Annotated in this window: 16 protein-coding genes; 5 read left to right on the forward strand and 11 right to left on the reverse strand. The window is 61.9% G+C overall.

Annotation, left to right across the window (positions count from 1 at the left end; genetic code table 11):
• Nucleotides 1-24: 24 nt before the first annotated feature.
• From choV to RGM2987_RS20370, 3 genes are all read right to left on the reverse strand, one after another.
• Nucleotides 25-1,203: a choline ABC transporter ATP-binding protein gene (gene choV / locus RGM2987_RS20360; RefSeq protein WP_245144624.1), complete on the reverse strand. Its 1,179-nt coding sequence runs from the start codon at nt 1,201-1,203 to the stop codon at nt 25-27.
• Nucleotides 1,200-2,045 (reverse strand): choline ABC transporter permease subunit, encoded by an 846-nt coding sequence (gene choW / locus RGM2987_RS20365; RefSeq protein ID WP_245144625.1) that lies wholly within the window; start codon nt 2,043-2,045, stop codon nt 1,200-1,202. The genes choV and choW overlap by 4 nt, the downstream gene beginning before the upstream one ends.
• Nucleotides 2,046-2,115: 70 nt before the next feature.
• Nucleotides 2,116-3,063: a choline ABC transporter substrate-binding protein gene (locus RGM2987_RS20370; protein WP_245144626.1), complete on the reverse strand. Its 948-nt coding sequence runs from the start codon at nt 3,061-3,063 to the stop codon at nt 2,116-2,118.
• Nucleotides 3,064-3,488: 425 nt separating this feature from the next.
• Between RGM2987_RS20370 and RGM2987_RS20375 the strand changes: the two genes are divergently transcribed.
• Both RGM2987_RS20375 and RGM2987_RS20380 read left to right on the forward strand, forming a co-directional pair.
• Nucleotides 3,489-4,865, forward strand: coding sequence for an L-serine ammonia-lyase (locus tag RGM2987_RS20375; RefSeq protein WP_245144627.1), 1,377 nt, complete (start codon nt 3,489-3,491; stop codon nt 4,863-4,865).
• A gap of 613 nt (nt 4,866-5,478) precedes the next feature.
• Nucleotides 5,479-6,582 (forward strand): GlxA family transcriptional regulator, encoded by a 1,104-nt coding sequence (locus RGM2987_RS20380; protein ID WP_042731607.1) that lies wholly within the window; start codon nt 5,479-5,481, stop codon nt 6,580-6,582.
• Between the two features lie 145 nt (nt 6,583-6,727).
• On the opposite strand, the gene RGM2987_RS20385 is transcribed toward RGM2987_RS20380, so the two are convergent.
• The 6 genes from RGM2987_RS20385 to RGM2987_RS20410 all read right to left on the reverse strand — a co-directional run bounded on the left by RGM2987_RS20385 (nt 6,728) and on the right by RGM2987_RS20410 (nt 12,247).
• Nucleotides 6,728-6,991: a hypothetical protein gene (locus RGM2987_RS20385; RefSeq protein ID WP_245144628.1), complete on the reverse strand. Its 264-nt coding sequence runs from the start codon at nt 6,989-6,991 to the stop codon at nt 6,728-6,730.
• 372 nt (nt 6,992-7,363) lie between these two features.
• Nucleotides 7,364-8,527 (reverse strand): gamma-butyrobetaine dioxygenase, encoded by a 1,164-nt coding sequence (locus RGM2987_RS20390; protein WP_245144629.1) that lies wholly within the window; start codon nt 8,525-8,527, stop codon nt 7,364-7,366.
• A gap of 17 nt (nt 8,528-8,544) precedes the next feature.
• Nucleotides 8,545-9,021, reverse strand: a complete 477-nt coding sequence (locus RGM2987_RS20395) for a thioesterase family protein (protein WP_245144630.1) — start codon at nt 9,019-9,021, stop codon at nt 8,545-8,547.
• A gap of 177 nt (nt 9,022-9,198) precedes the next feature.
• Nucleotides 9,199-10,164, reverse strand: coding sequence for an L-carnitine dehydrogenase (locus RGM2987_RS20400; RefSeq protein WP_245144631.1), 966 nt, complete (start codon nt 10,162-10,164; stop codon nt 9,199-9,201).
• A gap of 179 nt (nt 10,165-10,343) precedes the next feature.
• Entirely contained in the window at nt 10,344-11,231 is an 888-nt protein-coding gene (locus RGM2987_RS20405; RefSeq protein ID WP_245144632.1) for a 3-keto-5-aminohexanoate cleavage protein, read from the reverse strand.
• Between the two features lie 71 nt (nt 11,232-11,302).
• A complete protein-coding gene (locus RGM2987_RS20410) occupies nt 11,303-12,247 on the reverse strand; it encodes a choline ABC transporter substrate-binding protein (RefSeq protein ID WP_245144633.1) in 945 nt (314 codons plus the stop codon).
• A 169-nt stretch (nt 12,248-12,416) separates the two neighbouring features.
• Between RGM2987_RS20410 and RGM2987_RS20415 the strand changes: the two genes are divergently transcribed.
• Complete coding sequence (locus tag RGM2987_RS20415) at nt 12,417-13,376, forward strand: GlxA family transcriptional regulator (protein ID WP_245144634.1); 960 nt, start codon at nt 12,417-12,419, stop codon at nt 13,374-13,376.
• 375 nt (nt 13,377-13,751) lie between these two features.
• Here RGM2987_RS20415 and RGM2987_RS20420 read toward each other — a convergent pair whose 3' ends face one another.
• Together RGM2987_RS20420 and RGM2987_RS20425 are read right to left on the reverse strand one after the other, a co-directional pair.
• Nucleotides 13,752-14,168, reverse strand: coding sequence for a DUF3010 family protein (locus tag RGM2987_RS20420; RefSeq protein WP_245144635.1), 417 nt, complete (start codon nt 14,166-14,168; stop codon nt 13,752-13,754).
• A gap of 57 nt (nt 14,169-14,225) precedes the next feature.
• Nucleotides 14,226-14,627 (reverse strand): lysozyme inhibitor LprI family protein, encoded by a 402-nt coding sequence (locus RGM2987_RS20425; RefSeq protein ID WP_245144636.1) that lies wholly within the window; start codon nt 14,625-14,627, stop codon nt 14,226-14,228.
• A gap of 235 nt (nt 14,628-14,862) precedes the next feature.
• Between RGM2987_RS20425 and RGM2987_RS20430 the strand changes: the two genes are divergently transcribed.
• Both RGM2987_RS20430 and RGM2987_RS20435 read left to right on the forward strand, forming a co-directional pair.
• Nucleotides 14,863-15,840 (forward strand): dipeptidase, encoded by a 978-nt coding sequence (locus RGM2987_RS20430; protein ID WP_005792153.1) that lies wholly within the window; start codon nt 14,863-14,865, stop codon nt 15,838-15,840.
• A 79-nt stretch (nt 15,841-15,919) separates the two neighbouring features.
• Nucleotides 15,920-16,450, forward strand: a complete 531-nt coding sequence (locus tag RGM2987_RS20435; protein ID WP_024776567.1) for a DUF5943 domain-containing protein — start codon at nt 15,920-15,922, stop codon at nt 16,448-16,450.
• Nucleotides 16,451-16,465 lie beyond the last annotated feature (15 nt).

The raw sequence follows: 16,465 nt of genomic DNA on the forward strand, positions 1-16,465 counted from the left end.
CGCGGCGTTTTTGTTTGTGCTGGCTCAGCCCAGGTTCTTGCCGAGCAGCGCGTGGTACAGCTCGCTGTCGCCGAGGATCCCGACGACTTTCTGGTTGTCGTGGAGCACCAGTTTGTTGCCGGTCTGGTAGCGGATCTGCAAGGCGTCGCGCATGCCGATGTTGGAGTCCACCAGGGTCGGGCGACGGCCCAGCTCTTCGACAGCTTGGCCTGGCGCCCAGTTTTGCAGGTCCAGTACCGCACCGTTCTGCCGGGCGCCCTTGATGGTGTTGCCTTCGGCCAGGTCGAGCCAGGAGTCGCCGCCCGGGTCCAGGCACACCGAACCGTTGATGCGCTTGCAGTTGTCCAGGGTGCGCATCAGGCTGCGACCGCAGAGTACGTTGAGCGGGTTGGTATGGGCGACGAAGGTACGCACATAGTCGTCCGCCGGGTTCAGCACGATCTCTTCCGGCTTGCTGTACTGGATGATCTTGCCGTCCTTCATGATCGCGATCCGGCTGCCCAGTTTCAGGGCTTCGTCCAGGTCATGGCTGACGAACACGATGGTCTTTTGCAGTTTGCGTTGCAGTTCCAGCAATTCGTCCTGCAAACCCTGGCGGATCAAAGGGTCGAGGGCCGAGAACGGTTCGTCCATCAACAGGATGTCGGCGTCCATCGCCAGGGCGCGGGCCAGGCCGACCCGCTGCTGCATACCGCCGGACAACTCGTCGGGTTTCTTGTTGCGCCACTGGGTCAGGCCCACCAGCTCGAGTTTTTCATCCACCAGCTTGCGCCGTTCCTTCTCGGGACGGCCCTGCATTTCCAGGCCGAAGCTGATGTTCTCGCGCACGGTCAGCCAAGGCATCAGGGCGAACTTCTGGAACACCATGGCGATGCGCTTGGTGCGCATCATCTTCAGTTCAGCAGGGGAGCAAGAGGCGATGTCGATCTGCCGCCCTTCGTGCTCGACGAACAACTTGCCACGACTGACGGTGTTCAAGCCGTTGATGCAGCGCAGCAGGCTGGATTTGCCTGAGCCGGAAAGGCCCATCAGGACGCAGATCTCACCCTTCTCGACGGACAGGCTGGCTTTCTCCACGCCAACGATCAGGCCGGTCTGCTGCAGGATCTCGGGGCGTGAAAGACCCTTGTCCAGCAGGTCCAGCGCGGCCTTGGGGCGGTTGGAGAAAATAACATCGACGTCTTCGAAACGAATGATGCTCATGCGTCACCCCCTACTTTAGCGTCGGGTTGTTTGCAGATTCGGTCGAGCATGATCGCCAGCAATACGATCGCCAGGCCAGCTTCGAAGCCCAGGGCGATATCGGCGGTGTTCAGTGCGTTGACCACGGGTTTGCCCAGGCCATCGGCACCCACCAGCGCGGCGATCACCACCATCGACAACGACAGCATGATGCACTGGGTGACACCGGCCGCGATGCTCGGCATCGCATGGGGCAGTTCGATACGCGAGAGGAGCTGGCGACGGGAGCAGCCGAAGGCTTTGCCGGCGTCGAGCAATTCTTCCGGAACGTCGCAGATACCCAGGTAAGTCAGGCGGATGGGCGCGGCAATCGCGAACACCACCGTGGAGATCAGGCCCGGGACTACGCCCAGCCCGAACAGGGTCAGGGTAGGAATGAGGTAGACGAAGGTCGGTACGGTCTGCATCAGATCGAGCACCGGCCGCATCAGGGTGTAGAACATCGGCTTGTGCGCGGCAACAATGCCCAGCGGCACGCCAATCAGTACGCAGACCAGAGTGGCGAACATCACCTGGGCGAGGGTTTCCATGGTTTCCTGCCAGTAACCCAGGTTGAGGATCAGCAGGAAAGACGCGATGACGAATACGGTCAGGCCCCATTTACGCTGGATGAAATGCGCCAGCAGGGCGATGAGGCCAATCAGGGCCAGGGGATTGAACCAGGTCAGCGCAAACGTCACGCCGTGAATCATCGTTTCCAGGAACAGCGCGATGGCGTCGAAGGTGCTGGCGCCGTTTTGCGTCAACCATTCAACGAAGCCGGCGATGTACTGGCCTAAGGGTATTTTCTGATCAATGAGCATGGTAGTGAACGTCCGCATGCAAGGGATTAACAGCCCGGGCGAGCGAGCCCGCCCGGCCTAACATAAGCAGTTACTTCGCGAGCTTGGCTTTCACGGCCTCCAGGCCAGGTTTACCGTCAATGGTGGTCACGCCAGCGAGCCAGGTATCGAGCACCTGTGGGTTCTTTTGCAGCCAGGCCTTGGCGGCGGCTTCAGGCTTCATCTTGTCGTCGAGGACGTTGCCCATCAGCGAGCTTTCCATGTCGACGGTGAACTCAAGATTCTTCAGCAGTTGGCCAACGTTGCTGCATTCCTGGCTGTAGCCCTTGCGGGTGTTGGTCGCCACGGTGGCAGCGCCGAAGTCCGGACCGAAGAAGTCGTCGCCACCGGTCAGGTACTGGATCTTGAAGCGAGTGTTCATCGGGTGTGGCGCCCAGCCCAGGAACACCACATCGGTGCCGCGTTTCGAGGCACGATCGACCTGAGAAAGCATGCCCGCTTCACTCGACTCGACGACTTTAAAGCCTGCGTCCTTCAGACCGAAGGCGTTCTTGTCGATCATGCTCTGGATCAGGCGGTTGCCATCGTTACCTGGCTCGATGCCGTAGATCTTGCCGTCCAGTTCTTTCTTGAATTTGGGGATGTCGGCGAAGTCATGCAGGCCTTTGTCATAGAGACCTTGAGGTACGGCGAGGGTGTACTTGGCACCCTTGAGGTTGGTGCGCACGGTTTCCACGGTGCCGGCATCACGATAAGCCTTGATGTCGTTTTCCATGGTCGGCATCCAGTTGCCGAGGAACACGTCCATGTTCTTGCCATCGGCCAGGGACTTGTAGGTCACCGGCACGGAAATCATCGTGGTCTTGGTCTTGTAGCCCAACGCATCGAGTACCACGCTGGTGGTGGCGGTTGTCACGGTGATGTCGGTCCAGCCGACGTCAGAGAAGTTGACGGTGCTGCATTGCGGGGGTTCTGCAGCGTTGGCCAGCATCGGAAGACTCAGCATGGCGGCCAACAACAATGGCTTGGAACCTTTCATGGGTAGACTCCTGGTGTTTTATCGGCAGTGTCCGGGCAGGACAACCGCGCGCTTATTGGTATTGCGGTTGGTGGCGCGTGGGCACTCTCTGACACGCGGCCTTGCAAACGAGCCGTAACTGATCATGTACCAGTGCAAATCTGACGCCTACAGGGATAGTCGTATCCAGTACAGGGAGGGTCGCATCCAGTGTCGGTGACGTCGTTTACAGATTTTTTCCGCTCTGCGCAGGCTTCTGACCCCTGGAAAAACGCCGCAAAACCGGGGCAAAAGCCCCACGGCGTTGGCGGGCATGATTGCGTCGGTGTCAGACGTCGGACACCAGGGTAAAAGCCGGATGATGCGGCCATCCCGGCGTTGAGCGTAGCAGCTCCGTCAGCGGGCGCTTCCGCGCCCGCATGTGCCCGTTCTGGAGGTTCTAGGCAATGGCAATCAGCGTATTCGACCTGTTTAAAATCGGTATCGGCCCGTCCAGCTCTCACACCGTGGGGCCGATGCGCGCGGCAGCGCTGTTCGTCGAAGCGCTACGGGCCAAGGCCTTGCTGCACGATGTGCGTCGGGTCGAGGTGCAGCTGTACGGCTCATTGTCGGCCACCGGCATTGGCCACGGCAGCGACAACGCGGTGATCATGGGGTTGATGGGGGAGTGGCCGGATGCGATCGACCCGTCGCAGATCGGCCCGCGCATCGCCTTGTTGCGCGAAACCCAGACGCTGCTGCTGGACGGTCGCCTGCCGGTGCCGTTCATATGGTCCCAGGACATGCGCCTGATCGATGAAAACCTGCCGTTCCACCCCAACGCGATGACGCTGGTGGCCGAAGGCGACAGCGGCGAGTTGCACCGTGACACCTATTATTCAGTCGGCGGCGGTTTCGTCGTCGATCAGGCCCAGGCCAGCAGCGGTGTCGTCGACCTGGATTCCACCGAGCTGCCCTACGATTTTTCCAGCGCTGAAGAACTGCTCCAACTGTGCCGCACCCATAACCTGCGAGTGGCCGAATTGATGATGGCCAACGAGAAGGTCTGGCGTTCGGAAGAGGAGATCCGCAGCGGCCTGATGAAACTCTGGCGGGCCATGCAGGATTGCGTCGAGCATGGCCTCAAGCACGAGGGCATCCTGCCTGGCGGTCTGAATGTGCGGCGGCGCGCGGCCAAGTTGCACCGCAGCCTGCAAGAGCTGAACAAACCCAATGTCATCGGCTCGACCCTCAGCGCCATGGAGTGGGTCAACCTGTTCGCCCTGGCGGTCAACGAGGAAAACGCCGCTGGCGGGCGCATGGTCACGGCGCCGACCAATGGCGCGGCGGGGATCATTCCGGCGGTGTTGCATTACTTCATGAAATTCAGCGAAGCAGTAACCGATGCCAACGTGGTGGACTACTTCCTCGGTGCGGCGGCGGTCGGGATCCTGTGCAAGAAGAATGCGTCGATCTCCGGTGCCGAAGTCGGTTGCCAGGGCGAAGTCGGTTCGGCCTGCGCCATGGCGGCGGCGGGCCTGGCTGAAATCCTTGGCGCCACGCCGGAGCAACTGTGCAACGCAGCGGAAATCGGCCTGGAGCACAACCTCGGCCTGACCTGCGACCCGGTGGGCGGCCTGGTGCAGGTGCCGTGCATCGAGCGCAACGCGATTGCCGCGGTGAAAGCCATCAATGCCGCACAAATGGCCCTGCGCGGTGACGGCCAGCACTTTATCTCCCTGGACCGGGTAATCCGGACCATGCGCGATACCGGTGCCGACATGCATGACAAATATAAGGAGACCTCGCGCGGCGGGTTGGCGGTGAGTGCAGTGGAGTGCTGACAACACCCGGCACCTGCCCTGTTTGGACTGGGGACATGGTGCCCCTGTGGCGGGGGAGCTTGCTCCCGCTGGGGTGCGAAGCGCCCCCAAAATTGCAGAAGTATCCCGAGGGCCTGTTTGCGCTCGCTTCGCGGTCGAGCGGGAGCAAGCTCCCTCGCCACAGGAAGGCTTGTCGCCGGTCCTGATAGTGATCCGCAAATCGCTCGTAAATTGAGCAGCAAGACGAAAATACGCCACCTTTTAGCGCGTCGCTAACAGACAAGACGCCAGCTGTCGGGACCGCCGCTGAACGGCGCTCGACCGTCCGTCACCCGCACTGTGGTGATACCGGTTGCGCAAGCGGCGCAGCCCAGTTCCCACAAGTGCTACCGAACTGCTCACAGCCCGCTGTGACAGCCGCCAGCCGCCACGAATAGTGCCGATAAACCGTACCGGATCCGCGCCTTGTCTAGAGGGGGTGCGATGTCGTTTTCAGGATTTATTGAATACGCATTCAATTTTAGGCACGGCAATTGCTCTATCCCGAAAAAGCCCATCTCTCACAAGAGAACGATGGCCATAACAAGAGCCTCCGCCTGAGGCCATCACCCGCTTTGTGTGAGGAGATACCGCGATGACGACGTCCAACTCCGGGGCCCAACCCCAGAACCGTGCGCCTCAATCCATCGGCTTTTTGCTGCTGGACAATTTCACGCTGATTTCCCTGGCGTCCGCGGTAGAACCGCTGCGCATGGCCAACCAGTTGTCCGGTCGCGAGTTGTATCGCTGGACCACCCTCACTGTCGATGGCGGCCAGGTCTGGGCCAGTGACGGTCTGCAGATCACCCCGGACGCCTCCATGCACAAAGCGCCGCCCCTGGACACGGTCATCGTCTGTGGCGGCATCGGCATCCAGCGCACCGTTACCCGCGAGCACGTGTCATGGCTGCAAGGCCAGGCCCGTCAGTCCCGGCGCCTTGGCGCGGTTTGCACCGGCAGTTGGGCCCTGGCGTGCGCCGGCCTGCTGGACGGCTTCGATTGCAGCGTGCATTGGGAATGCCTGGCGGCGATGCAGGAAGCTTTCCCACGGGTGTCGATGAGCACCCGGCTGTTCACCCTCGATCGCAACCGTTTCACCAGCTCCGGCGGCACCGCGCCGCTGGACATGATGCTGCACCTGATCAGCCGTGATCACGGTCGCGAACTGTCGGCGGCCATTTCCGAAATGTTTGTCTATGAGCGTATCCGCAACGAGCAGGATCACCAGCGCGTGCCGCTCAAGCACATGCTTGGCACCAACCAGCCGAAGTTGCAGGAAATCGTCGCGCTGATGGAAGCCAACCTGGAAGAGCCGATCGACCTCGACGAACTTGCGGTGTACGTCGCCGTGTCCCGGCGTCAGCTGGAGCGGCTGTTCCAGAAATACCTGCACTGCTCGCCGTCGCGCTATTACCTCAAGCTGCGTCTGATTCGTGCGCGGCAGTTGCTCAAGCAGACGCCGATGTCGATCATCGAGGTGGCGTCGGTGTGCGGATTCGTCTCCACGCCGCACTTCTCCAAGTGCTACCGCGAATACTTCGGCATTCCACCGCGTGACGAACGTGTAGGCTCCAACACCACGCAACAAGTGGCGATGATGCCGTTGCCACAGGCGCTGGTGCTGTCGCCGTTGTCCGGCCCGCTGTCGGCGCTGAGCCAGGCGCGTAATGAGTCGACGTTTGCCAGTGTAAGGCTCTGAACCGAGGCTTTTGTGGCGAGGGAGCTTGCTCCCGCTGGGGGCGGAGCCCCCCAAATCCTGATATCGCGGTGTTCCAGCAATATCGCGCCAGCTGGTTTTGCGACCGCTTCGCGGCCGAGCGCGAGCAAGCGCCCTCGCCACAGGGTCAGGCGCTGTGGTTCTGCTGGTAATCCGCCAACGCCGGCAACAGCTGCTTATCGATCGCCTGGCGCACGGCCGGCAGGATGGTGGCGCTGCTGGTGTACATGTCCTTGACCATCCGCCGCAATTCATTGGCGCGGGCCTTGTCCAGGCCACGCACGGCGCACTCGCAGGCCTGCTCGGCGCTGGAGCCGCTGGGGATCTGGAGGCCCAGGGCCTTGAGCTGGCCCAACAGGTCTTCCTGGTCGATCAAATCGGCGTGCATCATGACGCTTTTCCTTGTTCCGGGATTGGGGTCGTGCCTCGATTCTGGTAGCCACCCGAAGCGGCGGCAAGGGCAAACTGTCGCAATGGCACGGATACCTATGAACAGGTCGTTTTCGGTTAACTCGCACAAGCCGGGACTGGGCACACTGGCCTCAAGCTGAATCACGATGGTTTGGTCACCCTCGCGCGACAGCTCCTCCAGTAACGCACCCTGCCCCGGTCCTGTCACGGCTTGACCGGGGATTTTTTTGCCTGCTTGAATCAGGTGTCACTGGTGTTGCCCGGGAGATCGCTTTCGCGGGCAAGCCCGCTCCCACATTGGAACGCGTACCCCTGTGGGAGCGGGCTTGCTCGCGAATCGCCGTAACGCGGTCTAGCGTCGCAACACCAGAATCCGCGACAACAACTCATCCCGATCCACATAACACCCTTGGAAATGCCGCGCCCCGGTGGCCGGGTCGAAGGCGTTGCGGGCGTGCAGCGTGCGGCGGTTGTCGAAGCACCAGAGCTGGCCGGGCTCCAAGCGTTGCATGACGCGAAACCGTGGTTCGCGGGTCAGGGCGATGAAGCGGCGATAGGCCTGATAAAGCCTGGGCATCTGCTCGACCGAGGTGTCGAACGGCCCGCGCAGGAAGTTCGCCATGCGAATTTCCGATACCTGCCCGAGGGTGTCCAGCGCGATGATCGGCGCCAGGCAGCGGTAGTCGCTGTGGCGGTCCTTGTTACGAAACTCCACCGGGATCTCGCACAGCGCAGCGAAAGCGTCGGGATCTTCCTGGCGCAGGGTTTCGGCAATGGCGAAACCATCGACGAAAATGCTCTCGCCGCCATCAGCGTCATTGACCAGACAATGCAGGAACTGCAAGCCCGGCTGCAACTCCCGGGTCGGCAAGTCGCTGTGCAGCGGCAGGTTGAAGGCGGTGTAGGCATTGCTGTCGGCGTCGGCCTTGGATTGCACATTGAACAGCACGCCGAAGTTACTCTCGCGAATGAAAGAGATCCGCTGGGCAATCGATTTCAGCGAACCGGGCTCGGTGGGCACGCCACGTACCTGGGTCAGGCCGATGTCGCGCACTGCCAGCAGCCATTGCAGCAGGGCATCGCTGTCGTTCATCAATGCCGGGTAGTCGAACACGGGTATGGGCAAATCGTGCCGCCAGAGCTGGCGCCGAGGCTTCCCCGCCAGGCGCTCTGCCCGGGACTGATCGTCGTACGCGTGGGCGCGCAACCAGCCTGGATCGAAACGACTCTGGTGACCGTCCTGCCAGTCCACGCACAGGCAGCCTTCGCTGTCGATGCGCGTCACGTCGGGTGCCAGGTCTGCGGGGACGTCGACAATTTCCAGCACCTGCTCACGGGTGACGCTGTAGACGCACTGGGGGCACGGGCAGTTGTCCCGCAGCCACGCGTGATGGAAGGGGCTGACCCGACCGTCGGCCCAGGTGACCTGCACCCGATCCGCCAACGGCGTTACCACGCTAAGGGCAGATATCAGGGGATAGCGGCGGAAATCGGCAAAGGCGGCGGCGGTGTTCATGACGGTCTCCTGGGCTGTTATCGGGCGGGCGGCAGGGCGATGACCCGGCCGATGTACACCGGGGTGGGCAGGTCGGATTGTTCATCCAGCAGGGTTTGGAGCTTGCCCAGGGTCCGCTCGGTGAAGGGCGCTGCGCGCGGGCCGGCCAGGTCGACATGCAGGAGCATCTGCTCGTTGCCCGCCAGCTCTTTGTCGCCGCCGGCCAGGTGCAGGCTGTGGTAGAGATGCAGGCGCTTGGCATCGTGGCCGATGATTTGCGTGTGCACTTGCACCTCGACGTCCACCTTCACTTCGTGCAGGTAGTTGAGGTGCAGTTCGAGGGTGAACAGCGAATGGCCGTTGGCGTCGCGGTTCTGGCTGTCCAAGCAGAGCATGTCCATCAGCGCGTCGGTGGCGTAGCTGAAAATCAGCAGGTAATAGGCATCGCGCAGATGGCCGTTGTAATCGACCCATTCGGGGCGGATGTGGGTTTGGTAGGTGGTGAGGGTGGGCATGCTGGAACTCCGCAGGTGGGCGCAGGTGTACACGTTTGTGGCGAGGGAGCTTGCTCCCGCTGGGGGCGAAGCCCCCCAAAGCCTGATATCGCGGTGTATCAGAAATATCGCGTCAGCTGGTTTTGCGACCGCTTCGCGGTCGAGCGGGAGCAAGCTCCCTCGCCACAGGGATAGCGTTTAGTCAGTGAAGGCCATGCCATGCCTGACCTTGGTGGCCTTCACCGCCTCCAACACCGCCAGCAGGCAATCGTCACGGTAGCGCTCCAATGCCGAGATGCTGTGATTGCCCAGCTGTGCGCGGGTCCCATCCACCACGTCATCGATCAGCTTCTCGGTCAGTTCCGGCGCCGGCAAATAGGTCCACGGCAGTTGCAGCGCCGGGCCGAACTGGGCCATGAAGTGGCGCATGCCGGCGTCGCCACCGGCCAGGGTGTAGGTCAGGAAGGTGCCCATGAACGACCAGCGCAACCCGGCGCCAAAGCGAATGGCATCGTCGATTTCGCCGGTGGTCGCCACGCCGTCGTTGACCAGGTGCAACGCTTCACGCCACAGCGCCTCGAGCAGACGATCGGCGATGAACCCGGGCACTTCCTTGCGCACGTGCAGGGGTCGCATGCCGAGGGATTGGTACACCTGCATCGCCGCTTGCACCGCTTCGGGCGCGGTGTTTTGGCCGCCCACGACTTCGACCAGGGGCAACAGGTAGACCGGGTTGAACGGGTGCCCGACCACGCAGCGCTCCGGGTGGGTGGAACCTTCGTAGAACTCGCTCGGCAGCAGCCCTGAGGTGCTGGAACCGATCAATGCGTCCGGCTTGGCGGCGGCGCTGATCTGGCTGTGCAGCTGGAGTTTCAACTCCAGGCGCTCGGGGGCGCTCTCCTGGATGAAGTCGGCGTCGCGCACGCATTCTTCGATGGTGGCGACGAAGCGCAGCCGATCCTGGGAGGCGCCGGGCGCCAGGCCTTGCTGCTCCAGCGCGCCCCAGGCGTTGGCAACACGCTTGCGCAGCGCCGCTTCAGCGCCCGGCGCCGGATCCCAGGCCACGACGTCCAGCCCATGGGCCAGGGCGCGGCTGACCCAGCCGCTGCCGATTACACCGCTGCCCAGGGCGGCGAAGGTCTTGATGTCGGTGATAAAGCGCATGGTGGTTTCCTGAAGTGTTCGATGAACTGAATGTGGGAGCGGGCTTGCTCGCGAAGAGGCCGGTACATCCAACAGATTTGCTGGGAAAGAAATATCGCCTTCGCGAGCAAGCCCGCTCCCACTTGATCTTGGGTGGTCATAAGACCTGCATTCACAGCAGATCCCATGGCAAGTTCGGTTTAACCGCGCTGGGTCAGGCCCATCTTCTTGCGACCTTCAGCCGGTGTGAGTACCCGCGCCCCGAGGCGGCTGAGGATTTCGCTGGCGCGTTCCACCAGTTGGCCGTTGGTGGCGAGCACGCCTTTGTCCAGCCACAGGTTGTCTTCCAGCCCGACCCGTACGTTGCCGCCCAGCAGCACGGCCTGGGCCGCCATCGGCATTTGCATGCGGCCGATGCCGAACCCGGCCCACACCGCATCGGCTGGCAGGTTGTCGACCATGGCCTTCATTGTGGTGGTGTCGGCCGGCGCGCCCCATGGGATGCCCAGGCAGAGCTGGAACAACGGGTTGTCCAACAGGCCTTCCTTGATCATCTGCTTGGCAAACCACAGGTGCCCGGTGTCGAAGATTTCCAGCTCGGCTTTCACCCCCAGTTCGGTGATGCGCTTGGCGCCGGCCCGCAGTTGCGCCGGGGTCGAGACGTAAATGGTGTCGCCGTCGCCGAAGTTCAGGGTGCCGCAATCCAGGGTGCAGATTTCCGGCAGCAGTTGTTCGACATGGGCCAGGCGGGTCAGCGGGCCGACCAGGTCGGTATTGGGGCCGAACTCCATCGGCCGTTCGCCGGGCCCGATTTCAAGATCGCCGCCCATGCCGGCGGTGAGGTTGACGATGATGTCCACGTCGGCCTCACGAATGCGTTCCATCACTTCGCGGTACAGCGCCACGTCGCGGCTGAACTTGCCGGTCTGCGGGTCGCGGACGTGGCAGTGGACCACGGTGGCTCCGGCCTTGGCGGCTTCGACGGCGGCCTCGGCGATCTGTTTCGGGGTGACCGGGACGTGAGGACTCTTGGCGGTCGTGTCGCCAGCACCGGTGAGTGCGCAGGTGATGATGACGTCGTGGTTCATGGTGCGGCTTCCTTCAGGCGTGTTGAGTCATTGCGCAGTCGCTGGGCGCTGCGCAGATGGAGAGCGTTCGGTCAGTTGCTGGTGAGCTTGAGGTTGTCGGCGGCCGGCTTGCCATCGAAGGTGGTGACGCCTTCGAGCCAGCGTTGCTTGTCTTGTGGATGGTCCTTGAGCCATTGCCGGGCCGACTCGAGGGGGTCCTTGTGATCGAGCAGCGGCTGCATCATCCGGCTCTCGTCCTCGGCGGTGAAGGTCAGGTTGCTCAGGAGTCGACCGATGTTCGGGCACTGGCTGGCATAGTCCGGCGCGGTGACGGTCCACACGGTGGCCATGCCTTCGTTCGGGCCGAGGGCATCTTCACTGCCGGTGAGGTAGGTCATCTGCACGTTGACGTTCATCGGGTGCGGCGCCCAGCCGAAGAACACCACGGCCTCCTTGCGGCGCACGGCACGGTCGACGGCGGCGAGCATGCCAGCCTCGCTGGATTCCACCAGTTGGAATTTGCCCAGGCCGAACTGGTTCTTGGCGATCATTGCCTTGATCTGGGTGTTGGCGCCGGAGCCCGGTTCGATGCCGTAGATCTTGCCGCCCAGTTCTTTCTCGAATTTCGCAATGTCGGCGAAGGTCTTCAGGCCCTTGTCGGCCAGGTAGGTCGGTACTGCCAGGGTGGCGCGGGCGTCCTTGAGGCTTGGCTGTTCCAGCACCTTCACCTGCTTGGCCTCGACGAACGGGGTGATGGTCTGGGTCATCAGCGGGTTCCAGTAGCCCAGGAACAGGTCCAGGCGCTGGTCACGAATGCCGGCGAAGATGATTTGCTGGGAGGCGCTGGTCTGTTTGGTCTTGTAGCCGAGGCCATCGAGCATCACCTGGGTCAGGGCGCTGGTGGCGATGACGTCGGTCCAGTTGACCACGCCCAGGCGCACGTTCTGGCACGCGGCGGGCTCGGCCGCCAGGACGGCGCCATTCAGAACGGTGGTACCGCACAAAGCAAGAACGCAGGAACTGATCAATCGTTTCATGACGGGGTCCTCGGCAGCTTATTGTTATGGGTTCCGGCATCTGCGCGCCGGTGATGCCAAATTACGCAGGCGGGCCTTCGGCAAAGCGCACTGCGGCGACGCGCTCTTGCACTGCAGCGACCAACTGGCGTATCAAGTTCCCACGCTACCCGCCAACCGAGTGCGCTTAATGTCCCAGGATTTCTACTTTTTGTTGATGCCGGGTTTTTCGGCCATCGGTTTCATTTCGGCCATCGAGCCGTTGCGCGTCGCCAATCGCTTTCGCGGCGAGCTGTACCGCTGGCATGTGCTGAGTGCCGATGGCGGGGCGGTGCTGGCGAGCAATGGCATGTCGGTCAACGCTGATGCGGCGTTGGAGCCATTGAAGAAGGGCGCGACCCTCTGGGTGGTGGCGGGGTTCGAGCCGCTGAAGTTCGCCACGCCGGCACTGGAGCGCTGGCTGCATCGGCTGGACGGCGAAGGCGTGACCCTGGGCGGCATCGACACTGGCAGCGTGGTCCTGGCCGAGGCGGGGTTGCTGGACGGGCACCGCGTCACGTTGCACTGGGAAGCGATCGAGGCGTTCAAGGAGTCTTATCCACAGCTCGGCGTAACCCAGGAACTGTTCGAAATCGACCGTCGGCGGATCACCTGCGCAGGCGGTACCGCTTCGATTGACTTGATGCTGGACCTGATTGGCCAGGCCCACGGTGCCGATTTGGCGATCCAGGTCAGCGAGCAATTCGTGCTCGGTCGTATCCGCCCGCGCAAAGACCACCAGCGCATGGAAATCGCCAGTCGCTACGGCATTCGCAACAAGAAGCTGGTGCATGTCATCGGAGAGATGGAAACCCACAGCGAACCGCCGCTGACGACCCTTGAATTGGCCGAGGCCATTGGCGTCACCCGCCGCCAGCTCGAACGGCTGTTCCGCCTGCACCTGAACGACACCCCGAGTAATTTCTACCTGCGCCTGCGCCTGGAGAAGGCCCGGCAACTGCTGCGCCAGACCGACATGAGCGTGCTGGAGGTGAGCATCGCCTGCGGGTTCGAGTCACCGTCGTACTTCACCCGCAGCTATCGGGCGAGGTTCGAGCGCTGCCCGCGGGAGGATCGGCGGCGGCAGGGAGATGGGCGGGAGCTGGTTTGACAGGCTTTTATACTCAATTATGGTCGCGACTATAATTTATACCTGTCCCCATAATTGGGTATAAAAGCCTATCAAGCGCACCTTGCGCCCTTCACCGATTCAACACTGGAGGCCGTAAGCAGGTGCTCAGGAGTACGGGCAGCGAAGTCGTGCCTGAGCCCAGACCGTTCAATCCTGCATCGACGCGCTGCGTGACAAGGAGCTGGTGTGGGAAGTCCAATCTTGGCGGTTACCCCTTGATCTCTGCCGGCAGTACCTGTGGCGAGGGAGCTTGCTTGCGCTGGGGCGCGAAGCGGCCCCGTTTTTTGGCCTGCTGCGCAGTCCAGCGGGAGCAAGCTCCCTCGCCACGAGTGTGTCTTATGAAGGGGTATTGGTTTATTTCTTTACCAACGCCGAACAAGCCGCCTTATACGCCTCGTGCTGATATTTGTTCAGCGTCGCCGGCAGGGCGAAGTCGTGTTTCTTGTTCTGCGCATTGATGGTTTGCGGTGACAACAGCGTCACTTCGCAGCCTTCCAGCAACTGGAAAACCCCTTCGATCTTGAACGTGGTCGGCCCGCCGGCGAACTCGCCTTTCTTGCTGCGCTTCTTGATGGCGATGCGTTCGATCCCGTTATCCGCCACAAACGCCCGCACCTGGGCCGCGAACGCCTTGACGTTGGCGGCTTCGTCATCGTCGTCCATGGCGATTTTCTTGATGTTCAGCGCGATGTGGCTCAGCGCCTGCTGATCCAGCGCGGCAACGGCGATGATCGCTTCGCTGCCTTTGATTTCGATGCCGCAGGTTTTCATGTGATTGCCTTTACTGATAATGCATACAGCTTACCGTGCTGAACGGCTTCTGCTACATCACTCCTGCCCAATCGACTCCAAAAACTCCGACCGATCATCGCTCACCTGGGCCATGCAGTCGTTTTCGGCGATTTTATAGGCTTCGCTGCCGGGTTTGGCCGGGAAGGCGGCGATGGCGCAGTCGGCTTCGCGTTGTTTGAGCCACAGTTGCTGGGCGGCCTTGATCTTGGCGGTGATGTCGGCCAGTTGGGTTTTGTCGCTGGCGTAGCGGGTTTGCAGGCGTTCGTTGAGGCTTTGCAGGTTTTCGCTCAGCAGTTGTTCGGCGGCGGTCTTGCCGTAGGCCGAGCAGGCCAGGGTCTGGACGTCGTTTTCGACGGCGTCGCAAGGGTTTTGTTCGGTGTCTTCGGTCGCGTGTGCGACGGTGCTGATCAGTGCCAAAGCCAGGAAGATTGATTTCATCGCGTCGCCGCTCGAGTCCAGTGAAAGCCAGTGATGCCGCGGATTCTGGCGCAAGCGTCGGCTAAAGAACAGACGGGCAGGGTGGGCCTGCCATGGCCCAATGTCGGTGATTGACGCTTTCGGCAATTCCCCTGTCGTTTTTGCACCCGGTCCCCACGGCCTCGAGGCATATGCTGGCCCCAAAGCGCCGGCAGACGATTCGGCGCATGAAATCCGACAAAAAGGGGACTGCCTGATGAGCCCAGCCGAATTGCACGCCGACAGCATCGTTATCGACGGGCTGATCATTGCCAAATGGAACCGCGACCTGTTCGAAGACATGCGCAAGGGCGGCCTGACCGCAGCCAACTGCACCGTGTCGGTGTGGGAAGGCTTCCAGGCCACCATCAATAACATCGTCGCCAGCCAGACACTGATCCGCGAAAACAGCGACCTGGTGATCCCGGTGAAAACCACCGCCGACATCCGTCGCGCCAAGGAACAGGGCAAGACCGGCATTATCTTCGGCTTCCAGAATGCCCACGCGTTCGAAGACCAGCTCGGCTACGTCGAGATCTTCAAGCAGCTGGGCGTCGGTGTGGTGCAGATGTGCTACAACACCCAGAACCTGGTCGGCACCGGCTGCTACGAGCGTGACGGCGGCCTGTCGGGCTTCGGTCGCGAAATCGTCGCCGAGATGAACCGCGTCGGCATCATGTGCGACCTGTCCCACGTCGGTTCCAAGACCTCCGAGGAAGTCATTCTCGAATCGAAGAAACCGGTCTGCTATTCCCACTGCCTGCCGTCCGGCTTGAAAGAGCACCCGCGCAACAAGTCTGATGAAGAGCTGAAGTTCATTGCAGACCACGGTGGCTTTGTCGGCGTGACCATGTTCGCGCCGTTCCTGGCCAAGGGCATCGATTCGACCATCGACGACTACGCCGAAGCCATCGAATACACCATGAACATCGTCGGCGAAGACGCCATCGGCATCGGCACCGACTTCACCCAGGGCCACGGCCAGGACTTCTTCGAAATGCTGACCCATGACAAGGGCTACGCCCGCCGTCTGACCAGCTTCGGCAAGATCATCAACCCGCTGGGCATCCGCACCGTGGGCGAATTCCCGAACCTTACCGAGACGCTGCTCAAGCGCGGCCACCCTGAGCGAGTGGTGCGCAAGATAATGGGTGAGAACTGGGTCAACGTTCTCAAGGACGTCTGGGGCGAATAACGCCGCCGCACCGCTGAATACCTGACCTGCGGCCCTCTGCGCCGCAGGCTATAACACGTCTTTCCGGAGTTACGTTTTCATGGCCAAAATCGCCCCCCAACTGCCTATCGAAGTCGACAGCGAAACCGGTGTCTGGACCTCCGACGCCCTGCCGATGCTGTACGTGCCGCGTCACTTCTTCGTCAACAACCACATGGGCATCGAGGAAGTGCTGGGCGCCGATGCCTACGCCGAGATTCTCTACAAGGCCGGCTACAAATCCGCCTGGCACTGGTGTGAAAAAGAAGCCGAATGCCATGGCCTGGAAGGCGTCGCGGTGTTCGAGCATTACATGAAGCGCCTGTCGCAGCGCGGCTGGGGCCTGTTCAAGATCCAGGACATCGACCTGGACAAAGGCACCTGCAGCGTCAAGCTCGAACACTCGGCGTTCGTCTACGTGTACGGCAAGGTCGGGCGCAAGGTCGACTACATGTTCACCGGTTGGTTCGCCGGCGCCATGGACCAGATCCTCGCCGCCCGTGGCAGCTCGATCCGTACCGTGGCCGAGCAGGTCTATGGCGGTTCCGAAGAAGGCCACGACGACGGCCTGTTCATCGTCAAGCCGTTGTAAGTCGAGGATCGCGCC

Origin of the sequence: Pseudomonas sp. RGM2987, from assembly GCF_022952855.1 — a bacterium.
GTDB lineage: Bacteria > Pseudomonadota > Gammaproteobacteria > Pseudomonadales > Pseudomonadaceae > Aquipseudomonas.

What these genes read in the sequence shown, in the direction of transcription:
- choV (WP_245144624.1), bottom strand. Translation starts at nt 1,203, where the DNA reads ATGAGCATCATTCGTTTCGAAGACGTCGATGTTATTTTCTCCAACCGC.
- choW (WP_245144625.1), bottom strand. Translation starts at nt 2,045, where the DNA reads ATGCTCATTGATCAGAAAATACCCTTAGGCCAGTACATCGCCGGCTTC.
- RGM2987_RS20370 (WP_245144626.1), bottom strand. Translation starts at nt 3,063, where the DNA reads ATGAAAGGTTCCAAGCCATTGTTGTTGGCCGCCATGCTGAGTCTTCCG.
- RGM2987_RS20375 (WP_245144627.1), top strand. Translation starts at nt 3,489, where the DNA reads ATGGCAATCAGCGTATTCGACCTGTTTAAAATCGGTATCGGCCCGTCC.
- RGM2987_RS20380 (WP_042731607.1), top strand. Translation starts at nt 5,479, where the DNA reads ATGACGACGTCCAACTCCGGGGCCCAACCCCAGAACCGTGCGCCTCAA.
- RGM2987_RS20385 (WP_245144628.1), bottom strand. Translation starts at nt 6,991, where the DNA reads ATGATGCACGCCGATTTGATCGACCAGGAAGACCTGTTGGGCCAGCTC.
- RGM2987_RS20390 (WP_245144629.1), bottom strand. Translation starts at nt 8,527, where the DNA reads ATGAACACCGCCGCCGCCTTTGCCGATTTCCGCCGCTATCCCCTGATA.
- RGM2987_RS20395 (WP_245144630.1), bottom strand. Translation starts at nt 9,021, where the DNA reads ATGCCCACCCTCACCACCTACCAAACCCACATCCGCCCCGAATGGGTC.
- RGM2987_RS20400 (WP_245144631.1), bottom strand. Translation starts at nt 10,164, where the DNA reads ATGCGCTTTATCACCGACATCAAGACCTTCGCCGCCCTGGGCAGCGGT.
- RGM2987_RS20405 (WP_245144632.1), bottom strand. Translation starts at nt 11,231, where the DNA reads ATGAACCACGACGTCATCATCACCTGCGCACTCACCGGTGCTGGCGAC.
- RGM2987_RS20410 (WP_245144633.1), bottom strand. Translation starts at nt 12,247, where the DNA reads ATGAAACGATTGATCAGTTCCTGCGTTCTTGCTTTGTGCGGTACCACC.
- RGM2987_RS20415 (WP_245144634.1), top strand. Translation starts at nt 12,417, where the DNA reads ATGTCCCAGGATTTCTACTTTTTGTTGATGCCGGGTTTTTCGGCCATC.
- RGM2987_RS20420 (WP_245144635.1), bottom strand. Translation starts at nt 14,168, where the DNA reads ATGAAAACCTGCGGCATCGAAATCAAAGGCAGCGAAGCGATCATCGCC.
- RGM2987_RS20425 (WP_245144636.1), bottom strand. Translation starts at nt 14,627, where the DNA reads ATGAAATCAATCTTCCTGGCTTTGGCACTGATCAGCACCGTCGCACAC.
- RGM2987_RS20430 (WP_005792153.1), top strand. Translation starts at nt 14,863, where the DNA reads ATGAGCCCAGCCGAATTGCACGCCGACAGCATCGTTATCGACGGGCTG.
- RGM2987_RS20435 (WP_024776567.1), top strand. Translation starts at nt 15,920, where the DNA reads ATGGCCAAAATCGCCCCCCAACTGCCTATCGAAGTCGACAGCGAAACC.